The sequence below is a fragment of the Chitinophaga sp. 22620 genome, from assembly GCF_052044405.1.
Taxonomy (GTDB): Bacteria; Bacteroidota; Bacteroidia; order Chitinophagales; family Chitinophagaceae; genus Chitinophaga.
On the sequence record NZ_JBQEMV010000001.1, the window covers coordinates 1,209,337 to 1,225,320 of the forward strand.

The 15,984-nt window shown below is 52.8% G+C and carries 18 protein-coding genes; 7 read left to right on the plus strand and 11 right to left on the minus strand.

All coding sequences use genetic code 11. The features are described from left to right. Window positions 1-16 precede the first annotated feature (16 nt). Window positions 17-517 (plus strand): DUF1735 domain-containing protein, encoded by a 501-nt coding sequence (locus tag ACTJIK_RS05135; RefSeq protein WP_440645279.1) that lies wholly within the window; start codon window positions 17-19, stop codon window positions 515-517. A gap of 207 nt (window positions 518-724) precedes the next feature. On the opposite strand, the gene ACTJIK_RS05140 is transcribed toward ACTJIK_RS05135, so the two are convergent. The 4 genes from ACTJIK_RS05140 to ACTJIK_RS05155 all read right to left on the minus strand — a co-directional run bounded on the left by ACTJIK_RS05140 (window position 725) and on the right by ACTJIK_RS05155 (window position 3,699). After that, window positions 725-1,702, minus strand: a complete 978-nt coding sequence (locus ACTJIK_RS05140) for a FecR domain-containing protein (protein WP_440645280.1) — start codon at window positions 1,700-1,702, stop codon at window positions 725-727. A 66-nt stretch (window positions 1,703-1,768) separates the two neighbouring features. Then, window positions 1,769-2,305 carry an RNA polymerase sigma factor gene (locus ACTJIK_RS05145; protein ID WP_440645281.1) on the minus strand — a complete coding sequence of 179 codons (537 nt, stop codon included), beginning with the start codon at window positions 2,303-2,305 and terminating at the stop codon, window positions 1,769-1,771. 97 nt (window positions 2,306-2,402) lie between these two features. After that, window positions 2,403-3,164: a head GIN domain-containing protein gene (locus ACTJIK_RS05150; RefSeq protein ID WP_440645282.1), complete on the minus strand. Its 762-nt coding sequence runs from the start codon at window positions 3,162-3,164 to the stop codon at window positions 2,403-2,405. 220 nt (window positions 3,165-3,384) lie between these two features. Next, window positions 3,385-3,699 (minus strand): carboxypeptidase-like regulatory domain-containing protein, encoded by a 315-nt coding sequence (locus ACTJIK_RS05155; RefSeq protein WP_346316504.1) that lies wholly within the window; start codon window positions 3,697-3,699, stop codon window positions 3,385-3,387. A 507-nt stretch (window positions 3,700-4,206) separates the two neighbouring features. On the opposite strand from ACTJIK_RS05155, the gene ACTJIK_RS05160 reads away from it, so the two are divergent. The 4 genes from ACTJIK_RS05160 (at window position 4,207) to ACTJIK_RS05175 (ending at window position 7,576) form a co-directional block, all read left to right on the plus strand. Continuing rightward, the gene (locus ACTJIK_RS05160) at window positions 4,207-6,054 is read left to right on the plus strand and encodes a 2-oxoacid:acceptor oxidoreductase subunit alpha (protein WP_440645283.1); all 1,848 of its coding nucleotides are present in this window, start codon (window positions 4,207-4,209) and stop codon (window positions 6,052-6,054) included. Window positions 6,055-6,150: 96 nt separating this feature from the next. Next, on the plus strand, window positions 6,151-6,783 hold the full coding sequence (locus tag ACTJIK_RS05165; protein WP_440645284.1) for a DUF6134 family protein: 633 nt from the start codon (window positions 6,151-6,153) through the stop codon (window positions 6,781-6,783). Between the two features lie 92 nt (window positions 6,784-6,875). Then, window positions 6,876-7,031: a DUF5993 family protein gene (locus ACTJIK_RS05170; RefSeq protein ID WP_440645285.1), complete on the plus strand. Its 156-nt coding sequence runs from the start codon at window positions 6,876-6,878 to the stop codon at window positions 7,029-7,031. Next, window positions 7,028-7,576 carry a disulfide bond formation protein B gene (locus ACTJIK_RS05175; protein WP_440645286.1) on the plus strand — a complete coding sequence of 183 codons (549 nt, stop codon included), beginning with the start codon at window positions 7,028-7,030 and terminating at the stop codon, window positions 7,574-7,576. Before ACTJIK_RS05170 ends, ACTJIK_RS05175 begins: the two co-directional genes overlap by 4 nt. A 105-nt stretch (window positions 7,577-7,681) precedes the next feature. On the opposite strand, the gene ACTJIK_RS05180 is transcribed toward ACTJIK_RS05175, so the two are convergent. From ACTJIK_RS05180 to gldA, 7 genes are all read right to left on the minus strand, one after another. Next, window positions 7,682-8,872 (minus strand): Gfo/Idh/MocA family protein, encoded by a 1,191-nt coding sequence (locus ACTJIK_RS05180; RefSeq protein WP_440645287.1) that lies wholly within the window; start codon window positions 8,870-8,872, stop codon window positions 7,682-7,684. A gap of 24 nt (window positions 8,873-8,896) precedes the next feature. Continuing rightward, on the minus strand, window positions 8,897-10,078 hold the full coding sequence (locus ACTJIK_RS05185; RefSeq protein WP_440645288.1) for a nucleoside permease: 1,182 nt from the start codon (window positions 10,076-10,078) through the stop codon (window positions 8,897-8,899). Window positions 10,079-10,214: 136 nt separating this feature from the next. Further along, window positions 10,215-10,859 carry an endonuclease III gene (gene nth, locus ACTJIK_RS05190; protein ID WP_440645289.1) on the minus strand — a complete coding sequence of 215 codons (645 nt, stop codon included), beginning with the start codon at window positions 10,857-10,859 and terminating at the stop codon, window positions 10,215-10,217. A 12-nt stretch (window positions 10,860-10,871) separates the two neighbouring features. Further along, the gene (locus ACTJIK_RS05195) at window positions 10,872-11,090 is read right to left on the minus strand and encodes a hypothetical protein (RefSeq protein ID WP_440645290.1); all 219 of its coding nucleotides are present in this window, start codon (window positions 11,088-11,090) and stop codon (window positions 10,872-10,874) included. A 162-nt stretch (window positions 11,091-11,252) separates the two neighbouring features. Beyond that, complete coding sequence (locus ACTJIK_RS05200) at window positions 11,253-11,561, minus strand: FtsB family cell division protein (RefSeq protein WP_440645291.1); 309 nt, start codon at window positions 11,559-11,561, stop codon at window positions 11,253-11,255. 101 nt (window positions 11,562-11,662) lie between these two features. Next, the gene (eno, locus tag ACTJIK_RS05205; protein WP_440645292.1) at window positions 11,663-12,955 is read right to left on the minus strand and encodes a phosphopyruvate hydratase; all 1,293 of its coding nucleotides are present in this window, start codon (window positions 12,953-12,955) and stop codon (window positions 11,663-11,665) included. A gap of 83 nt (window positions 12,956-13,038) precedes the next feature. Beyond that, the gene (gene gldA, locus ACTJIK_RS05210; protein ID WP_440645293.1) at window positions 13,039-13,941 is read right to left on the minus strand and encodes a gliding motility-associated ABC transporter ATP-binding subunit GldA; all 903 of its coding nucleotides are present in this window, start codon (window positions 13,939-13,941) and stop codon (window positions 13,039-13,041) included. Between the two features lie 339 nt (window positions 13,942-14,280). On the opposite strand from gldA, the gene ACTJIK_RS05215 reads away from it, so the two are divergent. Together ACTJIK_RS05215 and ACTJIK_RS05220 are read left to right on the plus strand one after the other, a co-directional pair. After that, entirely contained in the window at window positions 14,281-14,943 is a 663-nt protein-coding gene (locus tag ACTJIK_RS05215; protein ID WP_440645294.1) for a hypothetical protein, read from the plus strand. 5 nt (window positions 14,944-14,948) lie between these two features. Further along, window positions 14,949-15,935, plus strand: coding sequence for a PspA/IM30 family protein (locus tag ACTJIK_RS05220; RefSeq protein WP_440645295.1), 987 nt, complete (start codon window positions 14,949-14,951; stop codon window positions 15,933-15,935). The last annotated feature ends 49 nt before the right edge of the window (window positions 15,936-15,984 follow it).

Here is a 15,984-nt window from a genome sequence, read left to right on the forward strand (position 1 = left end):
ATCAATACTATACAACATGAAACATATCATTCCATTCTTTTTAATATTGCTCGTTCTTTCAGGATGCCTGAAGAACGATGTGACGCTGGATTATACCGGCATTCAGCCGCTGATGCTCATCCCGAACGCCAACTGGCCTCCCAAGGGGCAGGCCGCTCCTTTGACAGACAGTGCCGCCGGCACCACACGGCTGAACCTGTATGCCCGCGTATCCTACGAAAAGCCGCTGGGTAAAAATGTGCTGGTGAAATTCACGCTGGACAATGCGTTGGTAGATGAATACAACAATAAGTGGGGCACGGCTTACCGTTTGCTGCCGGCCAACTGCTACCAGGTGAGCGCCTTGGAAACGACGATCTCTGCTGGGGAACAACAGGCTGTGATACCGATCACCGTGCTGCCTGCCAACATCGATCCGCAGTATGATTACATCCTGCCCTTCACGATACTCTCCGCCGATGGGAACACGATAGCTTCGAATCTGAAAAGCATGATCTTCACGCTGAAAGGTCAGTGACCTGCTTATCCCGCATCATGAAAAAACGGGCCGGTCGCGTTGGCCGGCCCGTTTCCGCTACACGGCAAATCGTGGAGTATCGCAGGAATACAAATTGAACAGAATGTTGCAGACATAAAAAAATCCGGGTGTATAAAAGCCCGGATTTTGTTTTTTTATGTTGTGTTAACTGAAAGGAAATATTTGCTGAAGGTCCTGTAAATGCGTCTACCGGCTGATCCTGTACACATCTTTTTCTTCTTCGCTGATCTTTACCTCCGCCGTTTTCGAGATCACATCCAGCACTTCGGCCAGCGAAGGATTGTCGAACTTGCCGGTGTAGCTGAGGGTTAGCAGCGACTTGTCCGCCACGGAGAACCGTACCCCGAAATAGTCTTCGATCGTGCTGAGCGTTTTGTAAAGCGGCACGTTGTTAAAGTACAGCCGGTTTTCTTTCCAGGCCATGAAATTGGGATCGGAATTGTTGATCTGCTGCGGTTCTTTATCCCGCTGCAGGATGGCCGTGTTGCCCGCGGTGAGCACCAGCGCGCCGTCTTCCCCTTTTTTACCGGAGAAGGCCACTTTGCCCGTTACCACATCCAGCTGCACAGGCTTGTCTTCATACGCCTTGATCACGAAAGAAGTGCCCAGAACTTTTGTTTGTGAGGCGCCCGCCGCTACGATGAACGGGTTGGCTGCGTCTGCCGCTACTTCAAAGAAAGCTTCGCCTTTCAGCTGCACGGTGCGGTTATCGTCCCCGAAACGGCCATTGTAGCTCAGCTGGCTGTTGCGGTTGAGGAACACGCGGCTGCCGTCGGGCAGGGTGAAGGTCTTTTTATCGGCTTCCGCGGTAAGCGTGGTGTGGCTGTTGTTCCTGACAAGGGTGAAAGTAAGGCCTGCGGCGGCTATTACCACAACGGCGGCGGCAGCCAGGCGCCACCAGCTGTTGCGGCGGGTTACGACGCGGAGAGGCACGGGCGTTGCCAGGTTCTCTGAGAACCGTTGCCAGTTACGCTCCACGTCGGGCTCGGGCATATCGGAGTAGGCTCCGGCCGCCAGGTCCCAGGTATCTTTCAGGACTTCATAGTAAGCCTGGTTGGCAGGGTCTGCTTCCAGCCAGGACTGTAACTGCGCCATTTCCTCCGCGGTGATCTCTCCCTCGATTTCCCGGGCAATCAGTGTATCTATATGATCGTTGCTCAACATGCTTGATGCTATTACGAATGTTATCTGTTTACTACTTTCTTTCTGGTTGATATAAAACGGCGGCGGTCATTCCAGGAATTCCCTCAGGGAAACCCTCAGCTTCTTCAGCGCCGTGATCATCTGGTTCTCTACCGTTTTCACGGAAAGCTGCAGATGCTGTGCTATTTCTTTATAACTCATCTCTTCGAACCGGCTCAGGATAAATATTTCCCGGCATTTCTCCGGCAGCTGGTCCACCGCTTCCCTGATACGCTGTTTCGTTTCTTTCACGTGCACGGTAGGGCCGGTGCTTTGGAGGTCTTCCACGGCGGGACTTATTTCCCGGGGGCTGCCGCCGCGGCGTTTGTTCTTGTCTATATGGTCCAGGGCCATATTCACCGCCGCGCGGTGGAGGTATGCTTTGAAATACACCTCGCCCAGCTGGTCGCGGCGGTTCCATATCTTGATAAAAACTTCCTGCGCCAGGTCTTCCGCAGTAGCCATGTCCGGTATGAGCCGGTAAATGGACTTGCAGACGAGGGGGAAATATGTTTTGAAGAGCGCTTCCATGAACTGGCGCTCGTCTTCCTGCAAAAGGCTTTGTAGCCGTGCGTTTTCGGGCATGGTGCAAAAATAACCTTTATGCTGGTTCCCGGAATGGGCATTCATGCCGGGTAATGGGTGTGACAGTAATGCGATAGCTTTCATGCAATATATTGGCCTATAACTTTATAACCTTCCCGGAACCGGCGATCTTCACGTTTACTGTGCCGGGTGCGCCTTTGTAGCGGATGTTGCCGCTACCGCTGATCCTTGCGTCCAGGCGGTCTGTCACCCAGATGGTCTGCTCTCCCGAGCCGTTTACATTCATATCCGCCGAAGCGGTCTGAAAATCACGCCCGCCCACGTTGCCGCTGCCGTTGATCTCCGAGTACCAGGCATTGGATCTCCCTTCCAGCCGGAGATTGCCGGAGCCGTTCACGTACATTCTCACTTCATTGGCGTCCACCTTCAGGTCCGCGTCTGCGCTGCCGTTGATCTCGTAGGTGAAACCGGTGGCCCTGATGGTATCCGGCCCTTTCAGCGAGCCGGAGCCTGAAAAGATGATCTTTTTATACTGCTCGCCCTGGACATACACGTGGATGGGCTTGATCCGCTTGAGATTCACACCGTTTCGGATCTTCACCCGCAGGGTGCTGCCGCTCACATGGGTTTCGATGAGGCGCATCACGTTGTCTTCGGCCTCGATCTTTACGGGTAGCTGCTGCCCCTGCCTTACCTGTATCTCCACCGGGCCTTCGATGGTCAGCCCGTCAAATCGCTCCATCTGCCTTTCTTCAGTCACTATCCGGCCTGAGCCATATACGTTTTCCCGGGCGCAGCCGGTGAGGATCATGCCGAATATCACAAGCATGAGGAGGATAAGGCCTATGCTGAGGCCGCTGTAAGTGAAAACCGTTTCTCGTTTGACCGTTATTTTCATTTTAAAAGGTTTTAGGGGGTAAGCCACAATGATGGACTTCCTTAACATAACGGCAAAAGAAAAGGGCACCCCTAGAAAGCTTTAAAAAAAGCCCCGGAGGTGCCCTGTTATGGGAAATATGGGAAGCCCTGGAATTGAAAATCAATGAGATGGGCTCAAAACAATAAGCCGGCCTCTGAGCGTGTCAGAGACCGGCTTGATTAACCCCTATGAAAACCAACTATTGCGCTAATTTGATTTCACCGAGATCAGTGGCTTTGCCGTCTTCAACTTTCACGTCGGTGATAGTTGCGTCTTTGAACGGCTCTTTAGCGTCAACGATTACGGTGTAAGTACCTGCTTTAGCAGCAGCGAAGGAGAATGCGCCATCGGCAATGGCAGCTTTCAGTGTGTCTGTGCCGGATACAGCCCAGGCTTCAGTTGCACCGTCGGCGGGTACTACTTTACCGGAGATAGAGCCATCAAATCCTTTGAAGGCGAATGCGCCGAAAGCTACGGCCGCAACTGCTAACAGGCTTAATTTTGCTTTTTTCATAGCATACAATTTTTAAAAGGTTTAAATAATAAAGAATGGTTCAAGTAGTGATGTTCTCGATAATAAATAGATTTTTGGAATGATTTAAAACCCTTGTCTTTTCTCAGAATTTTGCAATTACCATGCCACAACTGCCCGATAAGATCATTTAACATTTCTTTAAAGAACCTTTAACCATCAGGGTTTCAGAAGATTACTTAAATGAGTAGTTTTCGTATACCCGTGCCTGTTATATCAGGTAAAACCTTACCAGAAGAAGGTTTGAGGCAATATGCAAAGTTGAAGGTGTAAGACTTTTTCTCACGGCGTTAGTAGCAACAAATATGTTGCCAAAGAAACAGCAGTAAGCCTTCCGGGAGCCCTCTATTCCTCTGCTGTATTGCGTTACAGGAATTTTTGAGAAAAGTCTACCGGGTTTGTGTACTTTTGCGGGATGGAGAGGGGAGGAACTTTACGGCTGATTCCCTAATTTTACAGACTTATATAATAATCATAAAGAAAAGATCAATGTCCAATAAAGCGATACAACAGATAGAGGATGTAGTGATAAAATTCGCGGGAGACAGCGGGGACGGGATGCAGCTTACCGGTACCCAGTTCTCCAACAACACCGCCCTGATCGGTAACGACCTGAGCACTTTCCCCGATTTTCCGGCGGAGATCCGCGCCCCGCAAGGCACTTTGCCCGGCGTATCCGGCTTCCAGCTTCATTTTTCTTCCAACCGCATATTCACCCCCGGCGATGCCTGCGACGTGCTCGTGGCCATGAACGCCGCCGCCCTGAAGGCTAACCTGAAAGGCCTGAAAAAAGGCGGCATCATCATCGCCAATACAGACGGTTTCGATTCCAAGAACCTTCGCCTGGCCAATTACCCGGACGGCGTGAATCCCCTGGAAGACGGCTCCCTCGTTGATTTTCAGCTTCATACGATGGATGTGACGAAGATGACCCGCGAGTCCCTCAAGGAATCCAGCCTGGGTATGAAAGAAAAGGACCGCGCCAAGAACATGTTCGTGCTCGGGTTCCTGTACTGGCTCTACGACCGCGATATGCAGAGCACCGTGAACTTCCTGACCGAGAAATTCGGCAAAAAGCCCGATATCCTGGACTCCAACCTCAAGGTGCTCCAGGCCGGCTATAACTTTGCAGACACCGTGGAAGCCTTCTCCACCCGCTATAAAGTGGAAAAGGCCCGCATGGAACCCGGCACCTACCGCAGCATCACGGGCAACACCGCCCTGGCTTACGGCCTGATAGCGGCTTCCCAGAAGGCGGACCTGCCCATTTTCCTCGGCACTTACCCTATTACCCCGGCCTCAGACATCCTGCATGAGCTGAGCCGCTATAAGAATTTTGGCGTGCGTACCTTCCAGGCGGAAGACGAGATCGCCGGCATTACCTCCGCCATTGGCGCCTCCTACGGCGGCCATATGGGCGTAACCACCACTTCCGGCCCCGGGATGGCCCTGAAAGGGGAAGCCATGGGCCTGGCCGTGATGCTGGAGATCCCGCTGCTGATCATAGACATCCAGCGGGGCGGGCCTTCCACCGGTTTGCCCACCAAAACAGAACAATCAGACCTTTTACAGGCATATTATGGCCGCAACGGGGAATGCCCGATGCCGATCGTATCCGCATCCACCCCTTCAGACTGCTTCGACGGCATTTTTGAAGCCTTCCGCATCGCCATTAAGCACATGACCCCCGTTATTTTCCTCAGCGACGGCTACATCGCCAATGGCGCCGAGCCCTGGAAATTCCCGAAAAGCGAGGACCTGCCGGCTATTGAAGTAAAATTCAAAAAGGCGCTGGACGAAGGGGAGGAACAATACCTGCCTTACCAGCGCGACGAGAACCTGGTGCGCCCCTGGGCCATACCCGGCACTCCCGGCCTGGAGCACAGGATCGGCGGGCTTGAAAAGCAGAATATCACCGGTAATGTGAGCTACGATCCTGAAAATCACCAGCTGATGGTGAAGATCCGCCAGGAAAAGGTGGACCGGATCGCGGACCATATTCCCTTGCAGAAAATAGAGATCGGGCCGGACAAAGGGAAAGTGCTGGTACTGGGCTGGGGCTCCACCTTCGGGGCCATCAAAAGCGCCGTGCTGGAACTGCTGGCGGAAGGCCACCAGGTTGCCCATGCGCACCTGCGCCACCTGCGCCCCTTCCCGAAAAACCTGGCTGAGATACTTCACAGCTACGACCATGTGCTGATCCCAGAGATCAACAATGGCCAATTGATCAGGATCATCCGGGACGAGTTTCTCATCCCCGCCCAGGGTTATAACAAGATCATGGGCGTGCCGATCACGAAAGGTGAGCTGGTGGCGAAGATCCGCGAATTATTGTAAATTCTCCGGGAGTAGCAATTAGCAGTTGCGCATACAGGTTCGCAGCTGGTAATTGCTATTTTCGTATATTGCTATACGTAATCGTTTTTGAACCATATGCCATGCACGCTCAAAACATATGGCCTGAAAGGAATTCCATTGATGTTCTTTTTCGGGATACTGCCTATGCTGACCGCCTTCCGGGCGGACGCGCAGGTTTCAAGATATGAGATACGTTTTGGCAACAACCCGGTGGGCCAGCTGGATGTAAAGCAGGAAACGGCCGGGAATACCCGTAAGATCTCCATCCGCAGCCGTGTGCAGTCCAAATTGTTCAACCGCATGGAAACGGACATCCTCTCCGAATATCATCACAATATTCTCAGCACAGCCACGATGAAGCGCCTCAGCACAGGCCAGGAAACCATTACCCAGAAAACGGACAAGGGGTATGCCGTGCATTTCAAAGACGATAAGGAAAAACGCGATAAAAGAAAGCTGCTCCCGGACCTGCAGATCGCTTTCTGCGTGAGCGACCTGTATTTTACCGAGCCCCGCGACGTCAAAAAAGTATATTCTGAAACGCAGGGCCGCTTCCTGGATCTGCAGCAGCTGCCTGATAAAACGTATGCCCTGGTGATGCCCGAAGGGAAGAAAAATATCTACCGTTACGAAAAAGGCCGCCTGGTGGAAGTGGAGATCAACCATCAGCTCGGCAAGGCATGGTTCAGGCTGATCGATTACAAATAGCCGCAACATTCCGCCCGGTATGTTGTTTAATGCATATACACCTGTCTGAAACGCCGCCTGAGCGCACGCCTGCTGATTAAATGTACCCGCTTATGATGGTGCTGTTGTTCCTGATATTGACTTTCGCCATGTTATTCGCCCGTAAGGGAAACTACACTTTCGCCATGGGCGGCTTTTTCCTGCTGCTCATACTTTCCGTGATCTGGCTCATCTACCATATGTCTGACGCCATAAACATCAACTTATGAAGAGAGACGGTATCATGCGGAATATCAACGCCATCGGGGCTTTGGGATTGGGAGCGATAGTGACCGGGGCTTATATCTTCCAGTTTGTGCTGCACGAGCTGCCCTGCCCGTTATGCCTGTTGCAACGTATTGGTATGCTGGGCGCGGCTTTCGGCTTGCTGTTGAATGTGCGTTTTGGCCTGAGGGCGCCGCATTATGCGCTGGCCATTCTCAGCGCCCTGTTCGGCGCGGCAGCGTCCGCCCGGCAGATATTATTGCACATCGTGCCGGTGGCAGGCCGGCCCCCAGGTTTCGGAACGCCGCTTTTCGGGCTGCATATGTACACCTGGGCCCTGCTCATCTTTCTTTTTACCATCATTACAATCGCCTGCCTGATGCTGTATAATCGCCAGTTCCGCGACAGCCGGGTGCTGCCGCTCACGGGCTTCCAGCAGTTCGTATTCTGGTTCATCATCGTATTGGCCGCGGCCAACGTGCTCACAACGCTACTGCAATGCGGCATAATGCCCTGCCCGGACAATCCTGTGGAATACAGGTTCCTGTAAACCGGCCAGGCGGGCACAAGTCGGCTCACGCACATGGCCCGCGCTTCGGACTTGCGCCAGCTCTAAAAAAAAGGCGCAACATCTGCGCCTTTTTTTATGGTATGATCAGATCACTTTTTCGACGATCTGCCCTGTTTTTTTGTCTTTCAGGATCAGCTTCTGGCTGCCGAAGTGGGTCATTTCTTCTTTGATGAGGTAGTACTGGTCGTTGTAGCTGTTGAGCGTTTTTTCCTTTTCCACGCCTTCTTTCCCGCGCCATACTTCCAGTTTCACCGGTTCCCACTGCTTGGAGGCTGCTGAGCGGTAAGCCGCATCCAGCACGGCGTTCACAACATAACCGTCGTAAAATGTTTCCTGCGGCGCACGCCCTGCCTCAACGGCGTTGAACATATCGGCGAACATATGGTTGTAGCCCAGCTCGTTCAGCTCGTCCCCAACGGGAAACAGCCAGCCGGTATTGCTTTCCGCTTTTTCGGCCACGTAATCCGCGCCTTTGCCGGTGGTGAACATCTCGAAACCGGTACGCAGGAAGCTGTTCAGCCAGATGGTGCCTTCGGAGCCCATCACCTCGTCCCGCAGGTCGAGCCCGCCGCGGAAGGTCCAGCTTACTTCAAACTGCCCGATGGCGCCGTTCTCATATTTCACCAGGCCGATGGCATGGTCTTCCGCGTCGATGGGTTTCACCTGCGTATCTGCCCAGCACATTACTTCAACCGGCCTGATGTCTTTACCGATAAAGCTCCGCGCGATCTGCACACAATGGCAACCCAGGTCGAGTATGCAACCGCCGCCGGCCTGCTCTTTGTCCCAAAACCATTCGCTATGGGGGCCGGGGTGCGTTTCGCGGGATTTGGCCCAGAGGATGCGGCCCAGCGCGCCGCTTTTCACGGAAGCGAGGGCTTTCAGGAACTTGGGCGTGTATACGAGGTCTTCCAGGTAACCGTTGAAGATGCCGGCCTTTTCAACGGCATCCATCATCCTTTTGGCTTCTTCGGCATTGCGGCCCAGCGGTTTGGTGCACATCACGGCCTTTTTAGCCTTGCAGCAGGCCAGTACGGCCGCTTCGTGCAGGTTATTGGGAAGGGAAATGCATACCATGTCCACATCGGGATGGTTGATGGCTTCTTCCATATCGGTCGTCCAGTGATCGCATTTATAATCTTCCGCGAACTTCTTCGCACTTTCTTCCCGGCGGGAATAAATGCTCACGATCTTGTCCTTGCTGCGTTGCCCCTGAAGTGAATCAGCATAAAAGCGCCCGATAAAGCCGGAGCCCAGCATTGCAATTTTAGCCATAATAATTAGGTGTTTTTATATGTTTTATACTGGTTTTTTATCCCTGAAAGCGACCATGAAATATATCAGCACAGCCGCGGCGATGTATACCGGTACCAGCCAGATGGCTTGCCAGTCGCGCACTTTATTGATAGTATAGAAATCCGCCACCATACCGCTGAACCAGTTGCCGATCACCATGCCCAGCCCGTAGGTGGCAAAGGTGAACAGCCCCTGCGCGGCACTTTTGATCTTTTCTCCCGCCCTGCTTTCCGTATACATGTAACCGGTCACGAAAAAGAAATCGTAGCAGATGCCATGCAGGATGATGCCGCCGTAGAGCATCCAGAGGCCGGAGCCGCTGTCGCCATACGAGAACAGGATATACCGCAGCACCCAGGCGATCATGCCGAGGATCAGCATCTTCTTCACCCCGAGCCTTTTCAGCAGTAGGGGAATGGCGAGGATGAACAGGGCTTCGGACAGCTGGCCCAGGATCATTTTCCCGGCCGCGTTCTCCATGCCCGCTTCGTTCAGGAAGAGGTTGGCGAAGCTGTAATAGAAGCTCAGCGGGATGCAGATCAGCACGGCGGCTATGAAGAATACGAGGTAAGAGCGGTTTTTGAACAGCACGAATGCTTCAGTGCCGATGGCGCTGCCGGCGGATGCGGCGCTCCCCTGCGGCGGCGTATCGGGCAGGGTGAAGCAGAACAGGCCCATGATAAGGCTCGCCGCTGCCGCGATGTAAAAGATGTTCGCCGTTTTTTCAATTCCCAGGCTGCCAATCAGCAGGCCGCCCACGATCCATCCTACGGTGCCGAACATACGAACAACGGGGAAGTCCTTCGCAGGGTCCTGCATTTGCCGGAACGCCACGCTGTTGCTGAGCGCAATGGTGGGCATATACAGCAGTGAATAGATAAGGATAAAGGTGATGAAAAGAACGTTGGAGCTGGTAAGGGTGGACAGGAAAAGGAAGGCCGCGCCCGCCAGGTGCAGGGCGCCCATGATCTTTTGCGCGGAAAAATAACGGTCTGCGATCCTGCCCACAAAAAAGGGCGATATCATGGTGGCCACTGCCAGCGCGCCATAGGCATAAGTGATCTGTTTGCCGGAGGAGCCCAGGTTGGCGACCATATAACTGTTCATGGAAACATACCATGCACACCAGATGAAGTACTGGAGGAACATCATGAAGGATAGCTGGAAGCGGGTGCTGTTATTCACGTGTGGAGGGTTTAGATTTTTCAAGATAATGAAAAACCTTTCAGCCTGCAACGTGAAAATTGGGCTTTGTTTTCAATGCTGGGAAAAATAAATGCGGATCCCGTGAAAGCTGCAATTGCGACCGCCCTGCATCGTCCTACGCTTTTATAAGGTGCTGGTAATACTTGCAAGCGGGCCGCAGGCCGCATTCGCCGCATTTGGGGCTGCGCGCCACGCAAATGTACCGGCCATGCAGTATCAGCCAGTGATGAGCGATGTGGATCTTTTCTTCCGGGATCATTTTGATGAGCTGCAGCTCTGTTTGCAGGGGCGTTTTGGCGTTGGTGGTAAGGCCGATCCTCGCGGCTACACGAAATACATGTGTATCCACGGCCATATTGGGCTGGTGATGTATCACGCTGGTGATCACATTGGCCGTTTTGCGGCCTACGCCGGGCAGCTTCACCAGGTCCGGCACGTTATCGGGTATTTCGCCGTTGAAGTCGTCCTGCACCATATTGGCCATGCCGATCAGGTGGCGGGTTTTATTGCCGGGGAAGCTGATGCTTTTGATCAGCGAAAAAAGGTCGTCGTAAGTGGCTTTGCTGAGGGAGGGGATGTCCGGATACCTTTCAAATATGGCCGGGGTGGTCATATTTACCCGTTTATCCGTGCATTGGGCGGACAGGATCACGGCTACCAGCAGCTGGTAGGGATTGTCGTATATCAGTTCGGTCTCAGCATTGGGGGCATGTTTCTCAAACCAGTCTATCACAAACTGGAAACGTTCCTTTTTGGTCATGCCTGCAAAATACTAAAACCGGCGCTCTTCCTCAACGCTTTGGGCGTAGTCGAAGATGGCCACCAAGGTAGAAGGGCGAGGGGAATATTGAACCTTGTTCAACATTTGTATCGTCTGCAAATGCAGCTTTTCCTCTTCACGGGCTAATTCAGAATTCTCTTGCATAAGTTTCCCTTCCGGGTCAGTTACAGCGCAGTTAGGAGTAGAGACAGGGAGTGTAAAATTGCTCATGCGATTGATTGTTAGTTAAAATGGATGTCGGGCAGCAACGCAGGTTGCTAACGAACGATAACAGTTAAATAACGAAGAATGGCGGGATAGTATTGTCAATTTAAGCTATTTTTTTAAAAAACGCAAACTTTTAACAATACGAGAGGCTTGAAAGTCAGCAGGTTAGTCGGCTTTGGGGGGAACGGGTACGATAAACAGGTCTTCATCGTCCTTTTTCATCCGGTATTGCTCCCGGGCGAATTTTTCGAGCTTTTCAGGGCTGGACAGCAGTTCGTACTGGTCCTGCCGGGCACGGTCTATCTCCTGTTTGTAAAACGTCTTCTGGTTTTCCAGCTGGTTCACTTCGGAGTAAAGCTCGTATTGGGAAAGGAAATTATGACGGTCCAGGAAAATAAGCCAGGCCAGGAAGAGGATGCCCGCCACAATGTACTTGTTGCGGAGCCAGGCAGGCACTTTAAATCGCTTCTTCATTTCCATGGTTACGCCGGGTTTTTAAGATCAGGGTACCGCATAAACGGTACCCTGAAAAGTTTTGTATTGACCACTAAAAAATAAACGCCGTAGTCCGGATATTATTTCTTACCAAATTTAATTGAATTTTTCGGATAAAACGCGCTGCTGTCCAGTGCCTCTTCGATGCGGAGCAGCTGGTTGTATTTGGCCATGCGGTCGGTACGGCTGGCAGAGCCCGTTTTGATCTGGCCGCAGTTCAGCGCCACAGCGAGGTCCGCAATGGTCGTGTCTTCAGTTTCGCCGGAACGGTGGCTCATGATGGAAGTATAACCTGCTTTATGCGCCATGGATACCGCGTTGATGGTTTCGGTCACGGTACCGATCTGGTTCACTTTCACCAGGATGCTGTTCGCGATCTGCTGGTCGATACCTTGTTTCAGGCGTTTTACGTTGGTCACGAACAGGTCGTCGCCCACCAGCTGGCAGGTGCTGCCAATGGATTCGGTGAGTTTTTTCCAGCCGTTCCAGTCGTCTTCGGCCATACCGTCTTCGATGGAGAGGATGGGGTATTTTTTGGTCCATTCTGTCCAGTAAGCCACCATTTCATCGCTGGAGATAATCTTCTGGGAAGACTTATAGAATTTGTACGTGTTGTCTTTATCGTTATACATCTCGCTGCTGGCTGCGTCGAGTGCAATGCCGATCTGGCTGCCGGCTTTGTAGCCTGCTGCTTCGATGGCCTGCAGTACGGTTTCGATGGCTTCTTCGTTGCTCTGGATCTCAGGAGCAAAGCCGCCTTCGTCGCCTACATTGGTGCTGTAACCTTTCTTTTTCAGCACCGATTTCAGGTGGTGGAAAATTTCCACGCCCCAGCGGAGGCCTTCGGAGAAAGTATCGGCGCCTACGGGCACGATCATGAATTCCTGGAAGTCGATCTTGTTATCCGCATGCGCGCCGCCGTTCACGATGTTCATCAAAGGAATGGGAAGGGTGGTGGCATTTACGCCGCCCAGGTAGCGGAACAGGGGCAGGCCGAACGCTTCGGAAGCTGCTTTGGCAACTGCCATGGATACGGCCAGGGTAGCGTTGGCGCCCAGCTTGGCTTTATTTTCGGTACCGTCCAGTTCAATCAGGAGTTTGTCCACACCAGCCTGGTCGCTGATGTCCCAGCCGATCAGCTCGTCAGCGATCACTTCGTTTACATTCGTCACTGCTTTGATCACGCCTTTCCCAAGGTATGCACCTTTGTCACCATCACGCAGCTCAACCGCTTCGTGTTTCCCCGTGGAAGCGCCTGAAGGCACTGCGGCCCTGCCTACGTGGCCGTCTTCCGTGGTTACGTCTACTTCCACCGTGGGGTTGCCGCGGCTGTCTAAAATCTGTCTGGCATGGATCTCTGAAATGATACTCATGGGTAAATTTTTTTATTGTTAAATCTTGAGAAAAAGTGAATCCTGTCGGCAACCGGCCGTCTCGCCCGCCCGCCTTACAACCACTAATTGGTCAATTCCCTGAACACATCTTCCAGCGACTGCGAATTGCTGTGCAAAGAAAGGATGTTCCGGTTATTTATCAAAGCGAATTGCATGAGGTTTTTGCGTACTGTTTCCGCGTCCTGGGTGTATAAACGCCAAACATGCCCTTCCGCGGCCACTGCGCGGGTAACCCCGGGCAGCGCTTCCAGCTCTCCGGCAGTAGCCGTTTCGCCAAAAGTAACCTGGATATAACCGCTGGCGCCCTGCCGCAGGGCGCTGATCGCATCGTCCGCAATGATCTTTCCTTTATTGATGATGATCACCCGGCTGCACATCGCTTCCACCTCCTGCATGATATGGGTGCTCAGCATCACGGTCTTGTTCTGCCCCAGCTCCCGCACCAGGCTGCGGATCTCCACCAGCTGGTTGGGGTCCAGGCCAGAAGTGGGTTCGTCCAGGATGAGCACCTCCGGATTATGCAGCAGTGCCTGGGCCAGCCCTACGCGTTGCTTGTAACCCTTGCTGAGCGTGCCGATCTTCTTATGCTGCTCGGGCGTAAGCCCGGTACGGCGGATCATATCGGAGATCAGCTGGCTGCTTTGCCCGCCCAGCCTGTGCATGCCCGCAGAAAATTCAAGGAATTCCCGGATGTACATATCCGGGTAAAGGGGATTGGCCTCAGGAAGGTAACCTACCCGCTTCCGTACGTCCATCGTGTTTTTGAGCACGTCGAAACCGCAAACCGACGCCTCTCCTTCGCTGGGAGGCAGGTAACCGGTAATGATCTTCATGGTGGTGGATTTTCCCGCGCCGTTCGGGCCCAGGAAGCCCACGATCTCGCCCTTTTGCAACTCAAACGAGATGCAGTCCACTGCTTTTTGCTCTCCATACAGCTTGGTAAGCTGCGAAACCTTTATAGACATGGGTACTTTTTGCGGTGTCTAAATTAAAAGAAAAAAATAGTTAACCACTAATTCCGGCGCCCCCAAGGTATAAAATTTCGAATGCGCAGGCCCCCGGGATAATGGATTTTCGTTAAGGAGGCCCCTGGATTATTGATTTTCAATTAAAATGTGGGCGTTACGCAGGCCTGAAATTTGACATGTATGGGAAAATGTGTAATTTTACACCTACAATAATTACTCCGATGTAGACACTGCCTCCGCGGCAAACACATACTCCGCTCCGCCTTTAGTTATATATTTACACAATACCTGTGTAAGCTTGTATACCCGACAATTACCTAAACTTCCAATCTATCAATGGCTAACTTTCTTAAGAAGGCATTGGGTCTTTTCGTGGAATTTGAACCCAGTGAACCTCAGCAGCCGGGCACGCCCCCAAGGGACAGCCTTGCCCAGAAATTCCCCCTAAGCAGCTCTAAACAAGCCGCCGTAGCCAATCTCAGCGACGAAGAGCTGGATAAATTCGAGCAGCACTTCACCCGCCTATTTGAAAGCAGCAACCTGCCGGGCCCCGATTATTTCGAGTTCTGGCGCATGATGGAAACGCTGGAAGCCCACGTGCCGGACGAAAAGGCCCGTATCGGGGCCGTATTCGCCACACTCAGCATCCAGGGGCTTACACGGGACAAGCTGCTCCAAACCGCAGCCCAGTACAAGGCCATGGTGGAAAAAGACCGCGCCGAGTTCGACAAGGCGGCGGACGATAAAGCCGCCAAAGAAGTGGAAGGCCGCGTGCACCAGATCGCCCAGTTCGAAAAGGATATTGCGGAGCATTCCAAAAAGATCCAGGAGCTGACGGCAGCGATCAACAAAGCGCAGGCGGACATGAAAGTGCTGAAAGACCAGGCTGCGGCCCACGAACAGAAGATCGCGGCCAGCCGTCAAGGTTACGACGTTGCCTGCGATGCCATGATCAATAAGATCACCACAGACATTCAGAAAATTCAAACCTCTATTTAACCTGTATGGAAACAAATTACTTCCCTGCTGAGTCAGGACAAAAACTGAAATCGTACTGGAACCGCCCCGGCGGCAAGTTCGGTATCTTCATCGGCCTCGGCCTGCTTGTACTGATCGGGTATTACGTGATCCCCGTCCTCACCAAAGTGGTGTGGAACACGCTGAACTTCGGCATCGCGCTCGTATGCCTGGGCGTATTCCTGTACTGCGTTACCCACCGCAAGCTGCGCCTGAGCCTGTTCTACCTCTACGAATGGCTCATGAAAAAGCTCGTAGGCGTCGTGATCGAGCTGGACCCCTTCCTCATTGCGGAAGATTACATCGAAGACATGGAAGAGCAGCGCGAAAAGCTGTATAAACAGTCTATCGACGTGGATGCCCAGAAAGAAAAGATCGACATGAAGATCACTGAAAAAGAGAAGGACATGGCGCAGCTGCTGGGTCGTGCGAAAGCCGCGCAGACCAACAACATGCTGCCCGAGCTGGGCAACGCCACGCGCCACATCGCCCGCATCAAGGAATACATCCAGCAGCTGACGCCCATCAGGGACAACCTGGCACGCATCGGCGACTACCTCACCAAGGTGCACAAGAACAGCGGCTACATGATCGAAGACGCCCGCAACGAGCTGGAGCTGAAAAAGGATCTGTATAAATCCGTTTCTTCCGGCAACAAAGCCCTCAGCTCAGCCCTGAAGATATTCAACGGCGACCCCGAGAAAAAGCTGATGGTGGAGCAAAGCATGGAATTCCTGAAGGAAGACATCGCCACCAAGCTCAGCAGCATGAAAAAGGCCATCAACTACTCTACGGACTTTATGCGCTCCATAGACCTGGATAACGCCACCTACGAGCTGCAGGGCCTGCAGATGCTGGAAAGCTTCGATCCGGACACCACCTTCAAGCTGGACGTGAAAAAATGGGAGCCTGACAACACCCCCCGCAAGCCCGGTACCGTGCCTGCCGACAATTACAATAATCTCCTGGATTGATAAGATAAGCCCAAACCAAAGAAACAAAGCGGTTAGCCACCGGTGTGCC